Here is a 14,418-nt window from a genome sequence, read left to right on the forward strand (position 1 = left end):
GCCAGTATCGCCGTTGCCGACGCCAGGCTCATTGGAACAGCCCGGAAAAAGTGCGGTCCAGCTTCCGCTGGGCCAGCGCGAGTTTTTCTTCCTGCGCCTTGAGCCAGGCGGCGTCCTGGTCGAGCCGGCGCTTTTCGGCCGCCAGCATCCTGGTGGTCTCTGCGCGCTGCGGGCCGCCCAGGCCTTTGCTCGAGGCCAGCATGTTCTGCGCGCTCAGCGCGGTCTGGTAGCGTTCCCGCGTGAGCGGGAATTCCGTGCGCGGAAAGTCAAAGGCCTTCACCGCTTCGGTGTACAGCTGCTTGACGACGTCAAAGGGAATCTCGGCAGGCTTGAGCTTGTGGGCGCGCCCGTAGCTGACCAGGTCCGAGGCGAAATGGTGGCCGACCCGGAACGGGACATCGGAGTCGCGCTGCAGGATGTCGGCCAGCTCGGTGGTGGTGGAGTAATCAGCCTCGACTTCCTGCAGGGCGCGGCTGCGGTCTATGACGAGGTTGTTCATCAGCTCGGCCAGCTTCACAAAGGCATCGGTGGTGAGCTCCAGGGTTTTTTCGACCTGGTCGCGTTTGTAGTCGGGCATGCCGGACGTGACGTTGTGCGCCTCCAGCTGGTAGGTGAAGGCGCGGCCCACCACCTCGCTGGCCTGCAAGCGCAGCGTGTTGAGGGCATAGGGGTTGCGCTTTTGCGGCATGATGCTGCTGGTGCCGGTGAGCCGGCCTTCCTGCAGGGTGATCCAGGGCGTGGCCTGGTGGTACTGGGTGTGCATGTCCTGCACCAGCAGGCCCATCATCAGCGCCGCGTTGCTGCACAGGCCCACCAGCTCCACACCCTGGTCCAGCGCACCCAGCTGGGCCGCGTCGTAGGAATTTTCCAGCGCGCCGTCAAAACCCAGCAGTTCCGCCAGGCGCTCGCGGTTGACCGGAAAGCTCGAGGTGCCGAGCGCGCCCGCGCCCAGTGGGCTCAGGTTCAGCCGCGCATAGGCTTCCTTCAGGCGCGCGCTGTCGCGCCCGAAGACCGAGGCAAAAGCCAACAGGTAATGCGCGTAGGTGGTGGGCTGGGCCTGCACGCCGTTGGTATAGGCCGGCACGATGGTGTCCAGGTTTTTTTCGGCCACGGCCAGCAGCTGCGCTTTCGACTGGATCATCGCGGCCATCAGGGCCAGCGCGCGCTCGCGCTGCATCAGCCGCCGTGTGGTGGACAGGATGTCCTGCCGGCTGCGGCCCGAATGCATGCGCGAGCCGTCGGGGCCGGCCAGCGCCAGGATCAGCGGCTCGTACTGCAGGTAGTCCCCCGGGCGTTTGGCGCCGGGCTGGTTGCCGTCGCGGATCACCTGGTCGACCGCCCGCGCGATTTTTTTGCCGAGCTCGGGCGGCACGATCCGGGTCTCCACCACCATCACGGTGGAGGCCTTGTTCATTTCGCCGAGGAAATGGAAATTGTCGTGCTCGGCCTTGCCGGAGGTTTTGTCCGTGGCGATGGCCGCGCCGGACAGCGATGCCAGCAGCAGCGCAAGCAGCACCCGCCGCCCGGTCCGGCGCGGCGGCAGGAAACGGATGGTCGCCGCGGCGGGCGCGGGCTCAAGGCGTCGCATCGTCTTTTCCCCCGGCGGATGCATTGAGATCGGCGCCGGGCGACAGCACGGAAATGGTGAGCCTGTCCGTGCCGGCGCCGGGAGAAGGCGCCGCGGTGTCGCCCGCAAGCGGCGCCATCCAGTCGCCGCCGGCCATTTCGGTCTGCAGCGCGGCGGTGGCACCAGCCGTCGCGGCACTGGTCAGGCTGTTGTTCATGGTGCCGCCCAGGTTGCGCAGCACGGTGCCGGAGCCGGTGGCGGCAATCGTCGTGACATCCGAGGACTGGCTGAAGGCCTGCCCGTTGGGCGCGCTGGCGCTGATGAGCAGCAGGCCGTTCTCCACCTGCAGCTTGTTGGTGCCGCCGTCTATGCGCACGCCGTAGCTGCCGCCCGAACCCGAAACGCGCAGGCTGCCGTCGCCGCCCGTGCTGACGGTGTTGAAGGCATTGGCGCTGCTGCCGACGATGGACAGCCCCTCGCCGGAGCCGGCGGTCGTCGCCTGGATGTCGATGTCGCCGCTGCCCGAGGTGATGCTGACGCCGTTGGCGGCGCCCGAGGCCGCGCTGCGCAGCAGCACCGCCGGCGCGGCCGAGGCCGCGCCGCTGTTGCCGGTGACCGAGAGCTTGCCCGAGACCGTGGAGATGGCGGCGGAACTGGTCGCCGTCGAAGGGTAGAGGGTGACGCCGCTGCCGTAACTGGAACTGCCGGCCAGGCTCACCGTGCCGCTGCCGGTGGCGCGTATGACGTTGTTGCCGGTCAGCACGCCCACGCCGTCGCCGTAGACGCTGCTGCCGGTGATCGCCAGCGCGCCGTTCTCGACGCTGAGCAGCGCCTTGCCGCCACCGTAGATGCTGACCCCGTTGCCCTGGTCGGCGGCATTGCCGACCAGCGTCACGTTGCCGGCGCCTGTGGTCTGGATGCGGTTGGCGACGTTCTGGATGGCGATGCCGTGGTCCAGTTCCGCGATGTTCGGCGAGTGGAAGTTGCCCATCAGCGTGATGTTGCCGCCCTGCGAGGCGATGTTGTTGACCGAGTTGGTGCTCGAAGCGCTGCCGCCCAGCGAGATGGCGTCCGAGGTGCCTATGGAGTCGCCGCGGAAGGTAATGTCGCCGCTCACGGTGGTGACGTTGACGCCGCTGGCGTTGCCGGTGGAGTTCAGGAAGATGCCGTAGCCGCCGAAGCTGCTGGTGCTGTTGCCGTTGACGGCAATGGCGCCGCTGCCGGTTGTGATGTTGATCGCTGCATTGGCGCCGGAGGGCGCGATGTCGACGCCCCGGCCCGAATAACTGGTGCCGTCCAGCGTCAGCGCGCCCGACTGCGTGCCCAGGTTGATGCTGGCGTAGGCACCGCTGGCGTCCAGCGACACCGCCTTGAACGAGCCGGTGGTCGGGTTGACCACGCTGTTGTTGGCCAGCAGCTTGAGCGCGCCGGCCGTGCTGCTGATGTTGACCCTGGAGGCGGTGGCCGCGCTGGCGCCGCTGCCCGAGCTCAGCAGCCCCAGCGCGGGCGTGGTGCCGCCCGAGGTGTTGCCGGCCACCGTGATGGCGCCGTCGGAGAAGATGCTGATGGAGGATCCCGAACCCGTCGAATTGAGCACCGTGCCATAGCTGCCGGTGCTGCTGCCGCCCAGCGTGATGGCGCCGCCTGCCGTGGCATTGAGCACCACGCCGCCGGTGCCCGAGGCCGCCAGGTAGACGCCGCGGCCGGCGCCGGCAAAGCCGTTGGAATTGGCCTGCACCGTCAGCTTGCCGCTGCCCACGGTGAGTTGCTGCGAGGAGCCGCTGGCGGTCGAGCAGATCAGCACGCCGAAGCCGGAAGTCGCGTTGCCGCTGATCGTCAGGTTGCCGGAACCGCTGGCGGCCAGGGTGTTGTTGGTGCTGAAGATGCGCGTGCCGTTGCCGCTGCCCAGGTTGCTGCTGTCCACGGTGATGGAGCCGGCGCCGCTGGTCAGCACATTGCTGCCGCCGGTGAGCACAAAGGCATCGCCGGTTCCGCCGGCGATGCCGACGTTGGCCAGGATGGAGATATTGCCGCCGCCGGCATTGAGCGTGGAGCCTGAGATATTCACCGCGCTGGTGCTGGAGCTTGTCGAGGTGGAGGCACCGCGTATCGTGATGTTGCCGCCGCTGGTGCTCAGCGTGGTGCCCGCGGTGATCGCCACGCCCGAGGCGCCGCTCTGGTTGGTGGCGGCATAGCCGGTCAGCGGATTGCTGCCGCCCCTGATGGTGATGGCCCCACCGTTGGTGGTGATGGTGCTGCCTGTCAATGCCACCGAGCCGTTGCCGGTGTCGCCGTAGTTGGAGACCAGCGAGACGTTGAGGCTTTTGCCGGTGCCGTTGGAGATGCTGCGGCTGCCCATGATGATGTTGCGGTGCGCCTGCAGGGTCAGAGAGGCATTGCCCACGCCCTTGACGTTGTCCAGCACATTGATGTCGCCCGAGGTGCCGCCGACGGCGGAGGTCTGGACGATCACGTTGGCGCCTTCGGACAGCGAGGCATTGAGCACGGCCGAACTCAGGTTGGAGCTGGCCGCGCCGCTGGAGGTGAAGGGGGAACTCCCGGTCGCGCCGACGCTCGCCGTGCTCGTGATGTTGATGTTGTAGGGGTCGATCAGCCAGGTGCCTCCCTTGCCGGAGGCCGCGCTGATGTCCACCGAGCCCGTTGCATCCAGGTGGTGGCCCGAGGTCTCGACCAGGCCGCCGCTGCCGGTCTGCCCGCCGCCCAGCACCGTGATGCCGCCGTGAAAGCGCGTGCTGTCGGTGGACCACAGGATGACCTTGCCGCCGTCGCCGCTGCTGATCGCGTCAGCGTTGATGCGGGCGTCTTCGCCCATGAAGGTTCCAGCGGCCTGGCGCTCGGTGCCGCTGCCCTGGTAGTTGCCGCCGATCAGCACGGTGCCGCCGCCGGTGTCGCCCGAGGCGTCTATGCGCGCGCCGTCGAACACACCGACGTACTGGCCCAGGGCCTTGAAGCTGCCGCCGGTTTCGCCGGCGCCGCGGCCCGAGACGTCGACACGGCCGCTGACCGCGACGACACCCGCGCCGCCGCCGTCGAGCAGCACGGCGCCGTTGCGGCGCTGCAGGCTGGTCGCCTCGATCACGCCCTCGTTGTTGACCACCTGGGACAGCAGCGCGTCGCCGGAGCGCGCCGACATGACGACCACGCCGCCGTTGGCCTTGAGCAGGCCCTGGTTCACCACGCTGGCGCCCAGCGCAGGGTCACTGACCTGCATGGTGATCAGGCCGTCGCCGTTGAAGTCCAGCGTGACCTTTTCGCCGGCGCCCAGCATCACGCTGCCCAGGCGGGCGGTGATGCTGCCTTCGTTGCGCACCTGCGCGCCCAGCAAGGCCACGTAGCCGCCGTCGGCCGCGACGATGCTGCCCTGGTTGATCACGGCGCCGCCCGCCCCACCCGTGCCGCCGGCTTCAAAACGGTTGTTGCCGGCCATGAAATTGGCGTCGGAAAGGTTCAGCGAGCTGGCCACCAGGCCGCCGACGTTGACGGCCGAGCCCTGGCCGAACAGGATGCCCGAGGGGTTAATCAGGTAGACCTGCCCGTTGGCATTGAGCTGGCCCATGATCTGCGAGGCGTCGCTGGAGGTGACGCGGTTGAGCGCCACCGACGAGGCCGAGGGCTGCGCGAAATTGACCCTGGCCGCGCTGCCGATGTTGAAGGTGTTCCAGGTGGCGGCCATGCGGTCGCTGGCCTGCACCACGTTCATGACGTTGCCGCTCTGGCTGATGCTGCCGCTGCCGGCCGTGACCTGGCCGCCGGTCGGCAGGGCGCCGGGGTCCAGCGCGTATGCCCGCAGCGGGTAGATGCTGCACAGCGCCGACAGCATGGCGGCCGTCAGCGGCGTCAGCCTGGGGCGGTTTTTGCGCGCCGCATGAATGGAAGAAGCCGGGGAAGGTTGGTGCGTCATGGCGAGCCCCTCAGAATGTGTAGTTGATACCGACACCGATCGCGCGAATCGTGGTGCCTACGCCGGAGGTGCCGAACACGCCGGCGACGGCGTAGTTGTAGTTGGCCAGCGGCTGGTTGCGCAGCACCACGTACTGGCCGAATATCCTCAGTTGCTTGCTCCAGTTGTAGGAAAAGCCGATGGCCTGGGAGGTCGCGCCCATGCCCTCGGTCGAGCAGTTCACGCCGTTGCCGGAAATCATGGTGCAGTCGCCCGCGAAGGCCTTGGCGTGGCTGGCGCGCAGCTGCCAGGCGCCTATCTTGTGGGTGACGCCGACCATGTAGGCGCGGCGGCGGTAGCTGGACATGTCGCTGGAGGTAACGCTGGTGTTGACGACGCCGGATTCGGCGTAGCGCAGCTCGTCGGCGATCAGCGAGACCTTGGTGTCGCCGAAGTCGTAGGCCACGCCGTAACGCACGCTGTAGTCGTCCGAGGTGGTGCCCTGCGTGACGTGGGTGTTGGTGCCGACGCCGCGCGCGTTGCGGCCCAGGCTCGCGATGCCGAAGTAGTTGATGTGCTGCTCGGCTGCCACCACGGCGGAGAAGCCGCCGTTCTCGTAGGACAGGCTGCCGCCGTAGAGGTAGCCGGTGTCCACGTCGGGCGCGGCCTTCATGCCGTTGTTCGAATACGCCAGCTTGAGCTGAAAGCCCCCCATCTTCGGCGTCCAGTAGCCGTACACGCCGGCCTGGCGGCGGTTGAAAGCGGCATCGTCGTTGTTGTTCACCGCCGCCGTGCCCACCGGGCCCGAATTCCGGGTGATGCTGGTGGCAAAACCCGGCGAGCCGATGATGTTGTAGTGGGCCGCGCTGGTGGTGGCGCCGAAGGGGTCGAAGGAAGTCGTGCTCTCCTTGAGCGGCATGTCCCAGTTGCCGTACATCGCGGTGCCGGCGTCGGGATGGGCGACGGCCACGCCGGTGTTGCGCAGCTCCTGCCTGTGCGTCCAGTCCGGCGAGGCATCAACGCCGGCGGCGCCGGCGCTCAGCGACAGGCCCAGCTCCAGCTGCCACAGCAGCTTCCACTGCTCGTAAATCGGGATGCCGCCGCGCGCGCCTATATAAGAGACGTTGTCGCGCGCGCGCCAGAAGCCCGACATATTGCGCCCGTTGGGCGTGGCCAGCCGACTCTGGTCGGCGGGCGCCGCGGGCGTGGAGTCCGAGCGGCTCACGTATTCGGGGATGATGCCCAGCGAGCCGTAAAACAGCATGCCGTCCTGCGCTTCCTCGAAATCCTCGCCGCGGTTGCCGCCGCTGCTGCTGGAAGCCAGGCCGGTGAAGGCCTGGGGCGACCCCGAGACCGACAGCCACAGGCGGCGCGCGCTTTTCGGTTCGCTGGTCGGGTTGACGCCGGGCGACATCGCCAAACTCGCATTGAACACCAGGTCCTTGTGGTAGACGTTCAGGCCCACGCCGTAACCGTAGCGGCTGGCGCGGTTTTCGCTGGCATCCCAGGGCTTCTTGTTGATGGTCACGCGCCCCGCGTCGGCAAACAGCGCGCCTTCCACCACCGCGTTGCCGACGACGCCCAGGGTCTTGCGCAGTTCCAGCCGGGCCAGCATGCCCTGGTCGCCCGCGGCCTCGCCGGCCGGGTAGGCGCGCACGCCGTTCGAGCCGCCCAGGCTCATTTTTTCCGACGCGTCCAGGTTCTTGTCGGCGTACTGCGCGCTGACGGAGCCCAGCAGCGAGAAGCCGCCGCCCAGCTGCTGCAGGCGGCTATAGGACAGGTTGAGTTTTTTGTAGTCGCCGGCCGCGTTGGCGGTAAAGCGGTCCAGCGCGGCGTCGTTGGCGGTTTCTTTTTTCAGGTGGCCCATGCCCATGCGCACATTCCAGCTGTTGCTGGCCGGCGCACCGGTGAAATCGTCGCGCCAGTCGCCAAACAGGCCCGCGCTCAGCACATGGGCGGATTTGTCGACGGTGGTGCCGCCTGTGGTGTCCTGGAAATGCCGGTATTCCGCCGCCACCGAGGCATTGACGTTGGCGCGCCGGCTGCGCAGCAGCGCGGCATTGAGGAACAGCGTGCTGATGCGGGCCTCGCCGCTGGCCTGGACCTCCTTGAGGTTTTTGCCGATGTTGTACTGCAGGCCCGCGAAGTTCGCGCCCACCGTCAGGCCCGTCGTGCCCAAAGGCTGCTGGTAGCCGACGCCGGCGATACGCAGGCCTTCAAAAGTCTGCTGCGTGTTGAGGCTGAAGCTTTCGCCCATGCCCAGCGCGTCGTTGAGGCTCAGGTTGGCGGACAGGCGATTGGCGCCCGTGTAAAAGCTGCCGCCGTTGTCTATGCTCACGCGCGCGGTGATCGCGCTCATTTCGCTGAGCTTGACGATGACGTCGGTGGCGCCCGGCTCCGCCGACGGGCGCAGCACCGCCTTGACCGTCACGCCGGCGATATCGGACAGGCGCAGCAGCGTGTTTTCCAGGTCGCTTTCCTGGATCACCTCGCCCGGCTGCAGCCCCGCGAGGTGCCGGCCTATCAGTTCCGGGTCCAGGCGCACATTGGTGTCGGGCTCGGCCACCACCCGGCCTATCACGCCTTCACGGATGCCGAGGGCGACCACGCCGCCCTGTATTTCCTGGGCCGGCAGGTAGGCGCGCGCCACCAGGTAGCCGCGCGCGCGGTAGTAGGCGGTGACCTTGGCGGCGGCCTTGCCCAACCCGGCGAAGTCCAGCTCGCGGCCGACAAATTCCTGCAACTGGCCCTGCAGCTCGGAAGCCGGCAGGGACCGGTTGCCGCTCAGCACAAAGCCCGTGACCTGCACGCCCGGCCCGCCCGCGGCCAGGCCCTGGCCTTCATCGCTGCCTTCCGTTTCTTTCTCGATGCGCGCGGGGCGCTGCACGGCTGCCGGCGCGCCGGTGTTTTCCGTGGGCGAGAGCTGCTGCCGGTTCGCGTCAAACAGGGTGCCGGCGCTGGGCGGCGTCTGCGCATGGACGGCAAATGGCACGGTGAAGGGCGCGGCGGCCAGCATCGCGCAGATCCGCGATGCGAGGATTTTTCGCCGGGGTGCGGCAAGGCGTGGGGATTCCATCATGTATTCGTTTTCTGTCTTGTTGTTGTGCGCGCGCCGTGGGCTTCTTCCGTGTTTTCTTCGTGTGCCCGCGTTTCGGCGCGTCCCTGTTTGTCCCTGTGTGTCCTTATGCTGTCCCCGCTTTTTGCTAGTGGCCGGCGGCCGGGAAAATTTTTGCGGCGACCTCGTGCGATTCAAAAATGTCGGCCGCCTCGTGGCCCGCGTCGGGCACCACCATGACGGCGCGCGCCACGGGCGTGCCCCACTTGCGGGCCAGAAATTGTTCGTAGCGCAGGTAGTTCCTGTGCCGGTTCAGGCGGTCCGTACCCTGCAGGGCGGCGCCGCAGGATTTGTCGAGGGACTCGTAGGCCGGGTCGTTGTCCTGTGCGCCCACCAGGTAGAGGACTTCGCGCGCCGCATAACGCTTGAACAGCTGTTCGCCGTCCAGGCCCTGGCCGTAAGGGACCATGTTGCCCAGGCCGTAGCGGAAATTGTTGTAGCCGGGGCAGAGGATGCTGTTGACCGGCTTGAAGTCCTCGCCCTCGGGGCGGTTGGCATCCAGGTACAGATAGGAGGACGGGCTGGAGACCACATAACGCACGCGTATGCCCGCCTTGCGCAGCGCCTCCTCGCTGTTGTTCAGCACGGCATAACGCTGCATCAGCTGGCCGCCGGCCGAGTGGCCGATGAAGACGATTTCCTTGAGCACGGGGAAACGCTTGTCCGCGCTCAGGTAGCGGGCGATATCGTCGAGCACGCCGCAGGAGTTGATCGCCTCCTTGCCGCGGGACTCCTGGCACTGCATCCAGTTGCCGCCGCGCCAGAGCGGGATGCTGCCGTCCGGCGACGGGTCCGAGGCCGTCAGGAAATGCGGCACCAGCAGCACGGTGCTGGAGGCGTCCAGCCGCGCGGCCTGCAGCAGCCCCAGGCCCACGCCGAAGTAGCGGTCGGCATCGCGCTGCACGCCATGCACAAAAACCACCGCGCGCCGGATGCCGGGATCCGGACGGCGCAGGTCGATGTTGGAATAGACCGCAAAGGGATAGGCCGCGCCCGCGGTTTCCAGGTCAATCACCTGCTCCTTGGGCGGTTCGCCAGCGGTTTTGTCGGCCGCGGCAAAAAGGCGCACACAGAGAAAAGCCAGGCCCATTGCCACGACAACTTGTAACCATCGATTGCGAATGCACATCATGCCTATCCCCCGCTTGTCAAAAATACGGAGATCGACATGGCTTCACGCCTTGTGCGCTATGGCGGCTTCCCCGCATACGCGACACAGATGGACTGCAAGTCCAGCGTTTCCTTGACGATCTTTTTGCCCGGCCACCGGAAAAGCAAGCTGTAACAACTTGCAAATCCCGGCTGTTTGGCGCGATTCTAGGAACGCATGTGCAGCATGTAAAATATCTTAATTCGGGCTATTGGATACTTTTAAAGTATCCAAAGAGGCTTTTCTCCCCTTACCCGGCCAGGCGGGGGGCCGCGCGGGGCCTCTGTTCGCGGCCTAGGCTGGCCGTGACGAGCGCGCGCCTATTTGCAGCGCGTGCGGCCCCCGCACCAGCTGTTCCTTGAGGAACTCGACGCAGACCCTGACCTTGGCCGAGCCGGCCGAGCGGGTGCTGGTCATGGCCCAGACGTCGGCCGGTTCGTGGTGTGTGGGCAGCACCCTCACCACCCGGCCGTCGCGCAAAGGCTGCGCGACATCCCAGATCGACAGCAGGCAAATGCCCTTGCCGTCCACGCTCCAGCCTTTCACGACGTCGCTGTGGTTGGAGCTGAAGCGGCTGGTCACCTTGACGGACTCCGGCCCTTTGGGCCCTGTCAGGCGCCAGGTGCCGAAGGGCTGCTCGCGCTCGCGGTACAGCAGGCATTCATGCTCGGCCAGTTCGGCCACCGACTTGGGGTGGCCGCGCCGCGCCAGGTATTCGGGTGAGGCGCACAGGATGCGCCAGCTCTCCACCATGCGCTGCGCAATCAGCTGCGGCTGGGCCGGCTCGCCGACACGGATGTCGAGGTCGAAGTTCTCGCTGACCAGGTCCACGCGCCTGTCCAGCAGCTCAAGCCAGACCTCGATGCGGGGGTAACGCGTGCCAAGCAGGGACAGTATGGGCGCCACATGTTCGCGGCCCAGGCGCTGGCTGGTGGCGATGCGCAGCTGGCCCGAAGGCTCGCTCTTGGCGCTGCTGAAGGCCTCGGACATCGCGTTGCTGTCGTCCAGGATGCGCCGCGCCCACTGGTAGGCGCGCTCGCCGTCCTCGGTGATCACCACGCGCCGCGTCGTGCGGTGGAACAGGCGCACGCCGAGTTGCGCCTCCAGGATGCCAATGCGCTTGCTGATGTGCGCCGGCGTCGTGCCTATCTCCAGCGAAGCGGCGGCAAAGCCGGAGCGGCGAACCACCTCGCAGAACACGTGCAGATCCTTCAGGTCCATGGCCTTGATTATCAACAGTTCGTTGAATACGAATCAACTATTTGCGGATTGTAGATATTTTTGTTGTTACTAGACTCCAGCCCAACAGCAGCCCTCATCAAAAAAGGACCCATGAGCAGACTTCCTATCGCCGTGATCGGCGCCGGCCTGATCGGCATCACCCACATAGACCGCGCGCTCAAAAGCCCGGACGTGAAACTGGCCGGCATCGCCGACCCGACACCGGCGGCCGCCGACTTCGCGCGCTCCATCGGCGTGCCCTGCTTCCCCGACTACCAAAGCCTGCTGGCCGAAACCCAACCGAAAGGCGTGATCGTCGCGACGCCCAATGTGACACACGCCCAGATCACGGTCGACTGCCTGGCGCATGGCGCCGCCGTGCTGGTCGAAAAACCCATCGCCGACACGCTGGCCGACGGGCTGCGCATCTGCGAAGCCTCGCGCGCCACCGGGCTGCCGGTGCTGGTGGGCCACCAGCGCCGCCACAACCCCATCATGCGCAAGGCCAAGGCCATCGTGGCCGCCGGCACGCTGGGCCGGCCGGTCAGCGCCACCGTGATGTGCACCTGGCTCAAGCCGCGCGACTACTTCGACGTGGCCTGGCGCCGCGAGCCGGGCGGCGGCCCCATCCTGATCAACCTGATCCACGACATCGACCTGATGCGCCACCTCTACGGGGAAATCGACAGCGTGCAGGCGCTGGCGTCCAGCGCGGTGCGCGGCTTCGGCGTCGAGGACACCGCGGTGGTCGCGCTGCGCTTTCGCAACGGCGCGCTGGGCACGGTCACCGTGTCGGACACGGCGGCCGCGCCCTGGAACTGGGACCTGGCAGCCGGCGAGGCGGAGCGCTTCCCGCGCCAGGACATCAACGCGCATTTCTATTCAGGCACGGAAGGCTCGCTGACCCTGCCACGCCTGGAAGTCTGGCGCTACCGCCAGGACCAGGGCCCAGCCCAGGGCTGGCACGACCCGCTGACCATGGAGCGCACGGCCCTGCACCTAGGCTGCCCCTACACCGAACAGCTACGCCATTTCGCCGCGCTCATCGAAGGCCGCGAAGCGCCCGTGTGTTCGGCGCAGGACGGTTTCCGTACGCTGGAGGCGACCCTGGCGGTGACGCAGGCGGCAAGCACGGGGAGCGCGGTTTCGCTGCCGGCCTAGAAAGCCAAGCCCGAGGGCGCCGGGCCGGCGCGCCCATGTCGGTTCCCCAAAAAACCTATTCACGAGACAAGAGCGACAGACATGAATTACAGCTTCAACTTCGCGGTGCTGCTGCCGCACTGGGAACAATTCGCCCAGGGCTGCTGGCTGACGCTGCGGCTTTCGGCGATCGCGGTGGCGATTGGCATGGCCATAGGCCTGCTGGCCGTTCTGGGCAAGCGCTCCGCGGCCGCGCCGCTGCGCTGGATTGCGCAAAGCTATATCGAGATCGTCCGCAACACGCCTTTCCTGGTGCAGGTGCTGTTCATCTTTTTCGGACTGCCCTCGCTGGGCCTGAGCCTGACGCCGAACACCGCGGCGGTGGCGGCGCTGAGCCTGAACCTGGGTGCTTTTTCGGCGGAGATCATACGCACCGGCATTGAATCGGTGCCGCGCGGCCAGTTCGAGGCCGGCGCCGCGCTGGGCCTGAACCCTTTGCAGACTTTTCGCCACATCATCTTCAAGCCTGCGCTGCGCACGGTCTACCCTTCGCTGGCCGGGCAATTCGTGATGCTGCTGCTGACGACCAGCATCGTCTCCTCCATCTCCGCGGAGGAGCTGACCTCGGTGGCCCAGAACATCGACTCGGACACCTTCCGCAGCTTTGAGGTCTACATCGTCGCCGCCTTGCTGTACCTGGCAATGTCGACGGTTTTCTCGACGGTCTTCAAGCTGGTAGACCGCTTCTACTTTTCTTACCCCACCCGGTGAGGCCGCCATGATTCGCGACTTCACGCTCACTGAATTCTGGGTCATTGCCAGCGGCCTGTGGGCCACGCTGCAGCTCTCGGCCATCGCCTTCCTGGGCGGCGGCCTGGCCGGGCTGGGTGTGGCGCTCGCCCGCACCGCACCGGTAAGGGCCTTGCGCGTGGCGGCCGGGGTGTTCATCGACTTCTTCCAGGGCACGCCCATGCTGCTGCAGCTGTTCCTGGTGTTTTACGGCCTGCCGGTGTTCGGCTTCAAGGTCAATGTCTGGGTCGCGGCAGCCGTGGGCTTGACGCTGCATGCGGGTGCCTTCCTGGGCGAGATCTGGCGCGGCGGCATCCAGGCCGTGCCGCGCGGGCAGTCGGAAGCGGCGCACGCGCTGGGCCTTTCCTACTGGACGCGCATGCGCCACATCGTGCTGCCGCAGGCGCTGCGCATGTCGTTTGCGCCCACCGTCGGTTTCCTGGTGCAGCTGATCAAGGGCACCTCGCTCGCGGCCATCATCGGCTTCGTCGAGCTCTCTCGCTCGGGCCAGCTCGTCTCCAGCGTCACCTACAAACCGCTGCTCGCCTTCGGGCTGGTGGCGGCCTGTTACTTCGCGATCTGTTTTCCCTTGTCGCGCTACAGCGCGCGGCTGGAGAAGCGCTTTGCCGTTGCAAGCTGATCCCATCACGCAAGACCCGCGGATTTCCGCATTCATTCGAGGAGACAAACCATGATTCGACAATTCACCCGCCGCAACCTGATCGCCCTGTCCGTCGCGCTCACCATGGCCGGCCTGGCGCACGCGCAGAAAGTGGCCGACATCAAAAGGTCCGGCGTGCTCAAGGTTGGCGCGCAGGTCGCCCAGGTTCCCTGGGGCTTCAGCGACAAGGACAACAAGCTGACCGGCTATGACATCGAGTTCGCGGAAATGCTCGCCAAGGACCTCGGCGTCAAGCCGGAGTTCACGCCGGTGACGGTGGCCAACCGCACGGCGGCGCTGCTGACCGGGCAGGTGGACGTGCTGGCCGCGGTCGTCACCATCCTGGCCGACCGGCAGAAGGTGGTGCTGTTCTCGCGCCCCTACTCTTATCTGGAGACCGTGCTGATCGGCAAGACATCGCTTCCGGCGATGAAGGGCTATGCCGACCTCAAGGGCCTGCGCATCAGCGTGCCGCGCGGCAGCGTGCAGGATTCGGCCATGACCAAGGCGAACTCCGGCGCGACCGTGCAGCGTTTTGACGACGATGCCGCGGCGGTGCAGGCGCTGCTGTCGGGCCAGGTGGACCTGGCCGGCGCGGCGCACACGCAGCTCGGCTCGATCGCGCAGATCGCCGGTGCCGGCAAATACGACATCAAGCTCGTGGTGGCGCGCGGCTACCAGGGCGCGGCCGTGCGGCCGGGCGAGCGCGAATGGGCGGACTACATCAACGGCTTCATCGCGCGCAAGATCGCCAGCGGCGAACTGGGCTCGCTCTACAAAAAATGGATTGGGCAGGACATGCGCACGGACATGCCGGCCTCCGGCGAGACCGAAGCCGCCTTGCCCGCCGTGGTGGCGAAGTAGTTGAACAGCG

The 14,418-nt window shown here is 66.9% G+C and carries 9 protein-coding genes; 4 read left to right on the top strand and 5 right to left on the bottom strand.

Features of this window, described 5'->3' with window-relative positions; genetic code table 11:
* Positions 1-28: 28 nt before the first annotated feature.
* The 5 genes from ACEN9P_RS09485 to ACEN9P_RS09505 form a co-directional block, all read right to left on the bottom strand.
* Positions 29-1,588 (bottom strand): argininosuccinate lyase, encoded by a 1,560-nt coding sequence (locus tag ACEN9P_RS09485; RefSeq protein WP_495621802.1) that lies wholly within the window; start codon positions 1,586-1,588, stop codon positions 29-31.
* Positions 1,575-5,489, bottom strand: a complete 3,915-nt coding sequence (locus ACEN9P_RS09490) for a beta strand repeat-containing protein (protein WP_495621803.1) — start codon at positions 5,487-5,489, stop codon at positions 1,575-1,577. Before ACEN9P_RS09490 ends, ACEN9P_RS09485 begins: the two co-directional genes overlap by 14 nt.
* A gap of 10 nt (positions 5,490-5,499) precedes the next feature.
* Positions 5,500-8,547 carry a ShlB/FhaC/HecB family hemolysin secretion/activation protein gene (locus tag ACEN9P_RS09495; RefSeq protein ID WP_495621804.1) on the bottom strand — a complete coding sequence of 1,016 codons (3,048 nt, stop codon included), beginning with the start codon at positions 8,545-8,547 and terminating at the stop codon, positions 5,500-5,502.
* Positions 8,548-8,671: 124 nt separating this feature from the next.
* Positions 8,672-9,652, bottom strand: coding sequence for an alpha/beta fold hydrolase (locus tag ACEN9P_RS09500; RefSeq protein WP_495621805.1), 981 nt, complete (start codon positions 9,650-9,652; stop codon positions 8,672-8,674).
* Positions 9,653-10,027: 375 nt separating this feature from the next.
* The gene (locus ACEN9P_RS09505; RefSeq protein ID WP_477663708.1) at positions 10,028-10,954 is read right to left on the bottom strand and encodes a LysR substrate-binding domain-containing protein; all 927 of its coding nucleotides are present in this window, start codon (positions 10,952-10,954) and stop codon (positions 10,028-10,030) included.
* 111 nt (positions 10,955-11,065) lie between these two features.
* On the opposite strand from ACEN9P_RS09505, the gene ACEN9P_RS09510 reads away from it, so the two are divergent.
* From ACEN9P_RS09510 to ACEN9P_RS09525, 4 genes are all read left to right on the top strand, one after another.
* A complete protein-coding gene (locus tag ACEN9P_RS09510) occupies positions 11,066-12,115 on the top strand; it encodes a Gfo/Idh/MocA family protein (RefSeq protein ID WP_495621806.1) in 1,050 nt (349 codons plus the stop codon).
* Between the two features lie 81 nt (positions 12,116-12,196).
* Positions 12,197-12,865: an amino acid ABC transporter permease gene (locus ACEN9P_RS09515; RefSeq protein ID WP_477663706.1), complete on the top strand. Its 669-nt coding sequence runs from the start codon at positions 12,197-12,199 to the stop codon at positions 12,863-12,865.
* 10 nt (positions 12,866-12,875) lie between these two features.
* A complete protein-coding gene (locus tag ACEN9P_RS09520) occupies positions 12,876-13,523 on the top strand; it encodes an amino acid ABC transporter permease (protein WP_477663732.1) in 648 nt (215 codons plus the stop codon).
* A gap of 51 nt (positions 13,524-13,574) precedes the next feature.
* Positions 13,575-14,408 (top strand): transporter substrate-binding domain-containing protein, encoded by an 834-nt coding sequence (locus ACEN9P_RS09525; RefSeq protein ID WP_477663705.1) that lies wholly within the window; start codon positions 13,575-13,577, stop codon positions 14,406-14,408.
* Positions 14,409-14,418 lie beyond the last annotated feature (10 nt).

Source organism: Polaromonas sp. Polasp52, from assembly GCF_059491565.1.

Excerpts from the sequence above, each read along its gene's own strand:
- ACEN9P_RS09515 (WP_477663706.1), top strand. The coding sequence starts at position 12,197 with ATGAATTACAGCTTCAACTTCGCGGTGCTGCTGCCGCACTGGGAACAA.
- ACEN9P_RS09490 (WP_495621803.1), bottom strand. The coding sequence starts at position 5,489 with ATGACGCACCAACCTTCCCCGGCTTCTTCCATTCATGCGGCGCGCAAA.
- ACEN9P_RS09495 (WP_495621804.1), bottom strand. The coding sequence starts at position 8,547 with ATGATGGAATCCCCACGCCTTGCCGCACCCCGGCGAAAAATCCTCGCA.
- ACEN9P_RS09510 (WP_495621806.1), top strand. The coding sequence starts at position 11,066 with ATGAGCAGACTTCCTATCGCCGTGATCGGCGCCGGCCTGATCGGCATC.
- ACEN9P_RS09505 (WP_477663708.1), bottom strand. The coding sequence starts at position 10,954 with ATGGACCTGAAGGATCTGCACGTGTTCTGCGAGGTGGTTCGCCGCTCC.
- ACEN9P_RS09485 (WP_495621802.1), bottom strand. The coding sequence starts at position 1,588 with ATGCGACGCCTTGAGCCCGCGCCCGCCGCGGCGACCATCCGTTTCCTG.
- ACEN9P_RS09525 (WP_477663705.1), top strand. The coding sequence starts at position 13,575 with ATGATTCGACAATTCACCCGCCGCAACCTGATCGCCCTGTCCGTCGCG.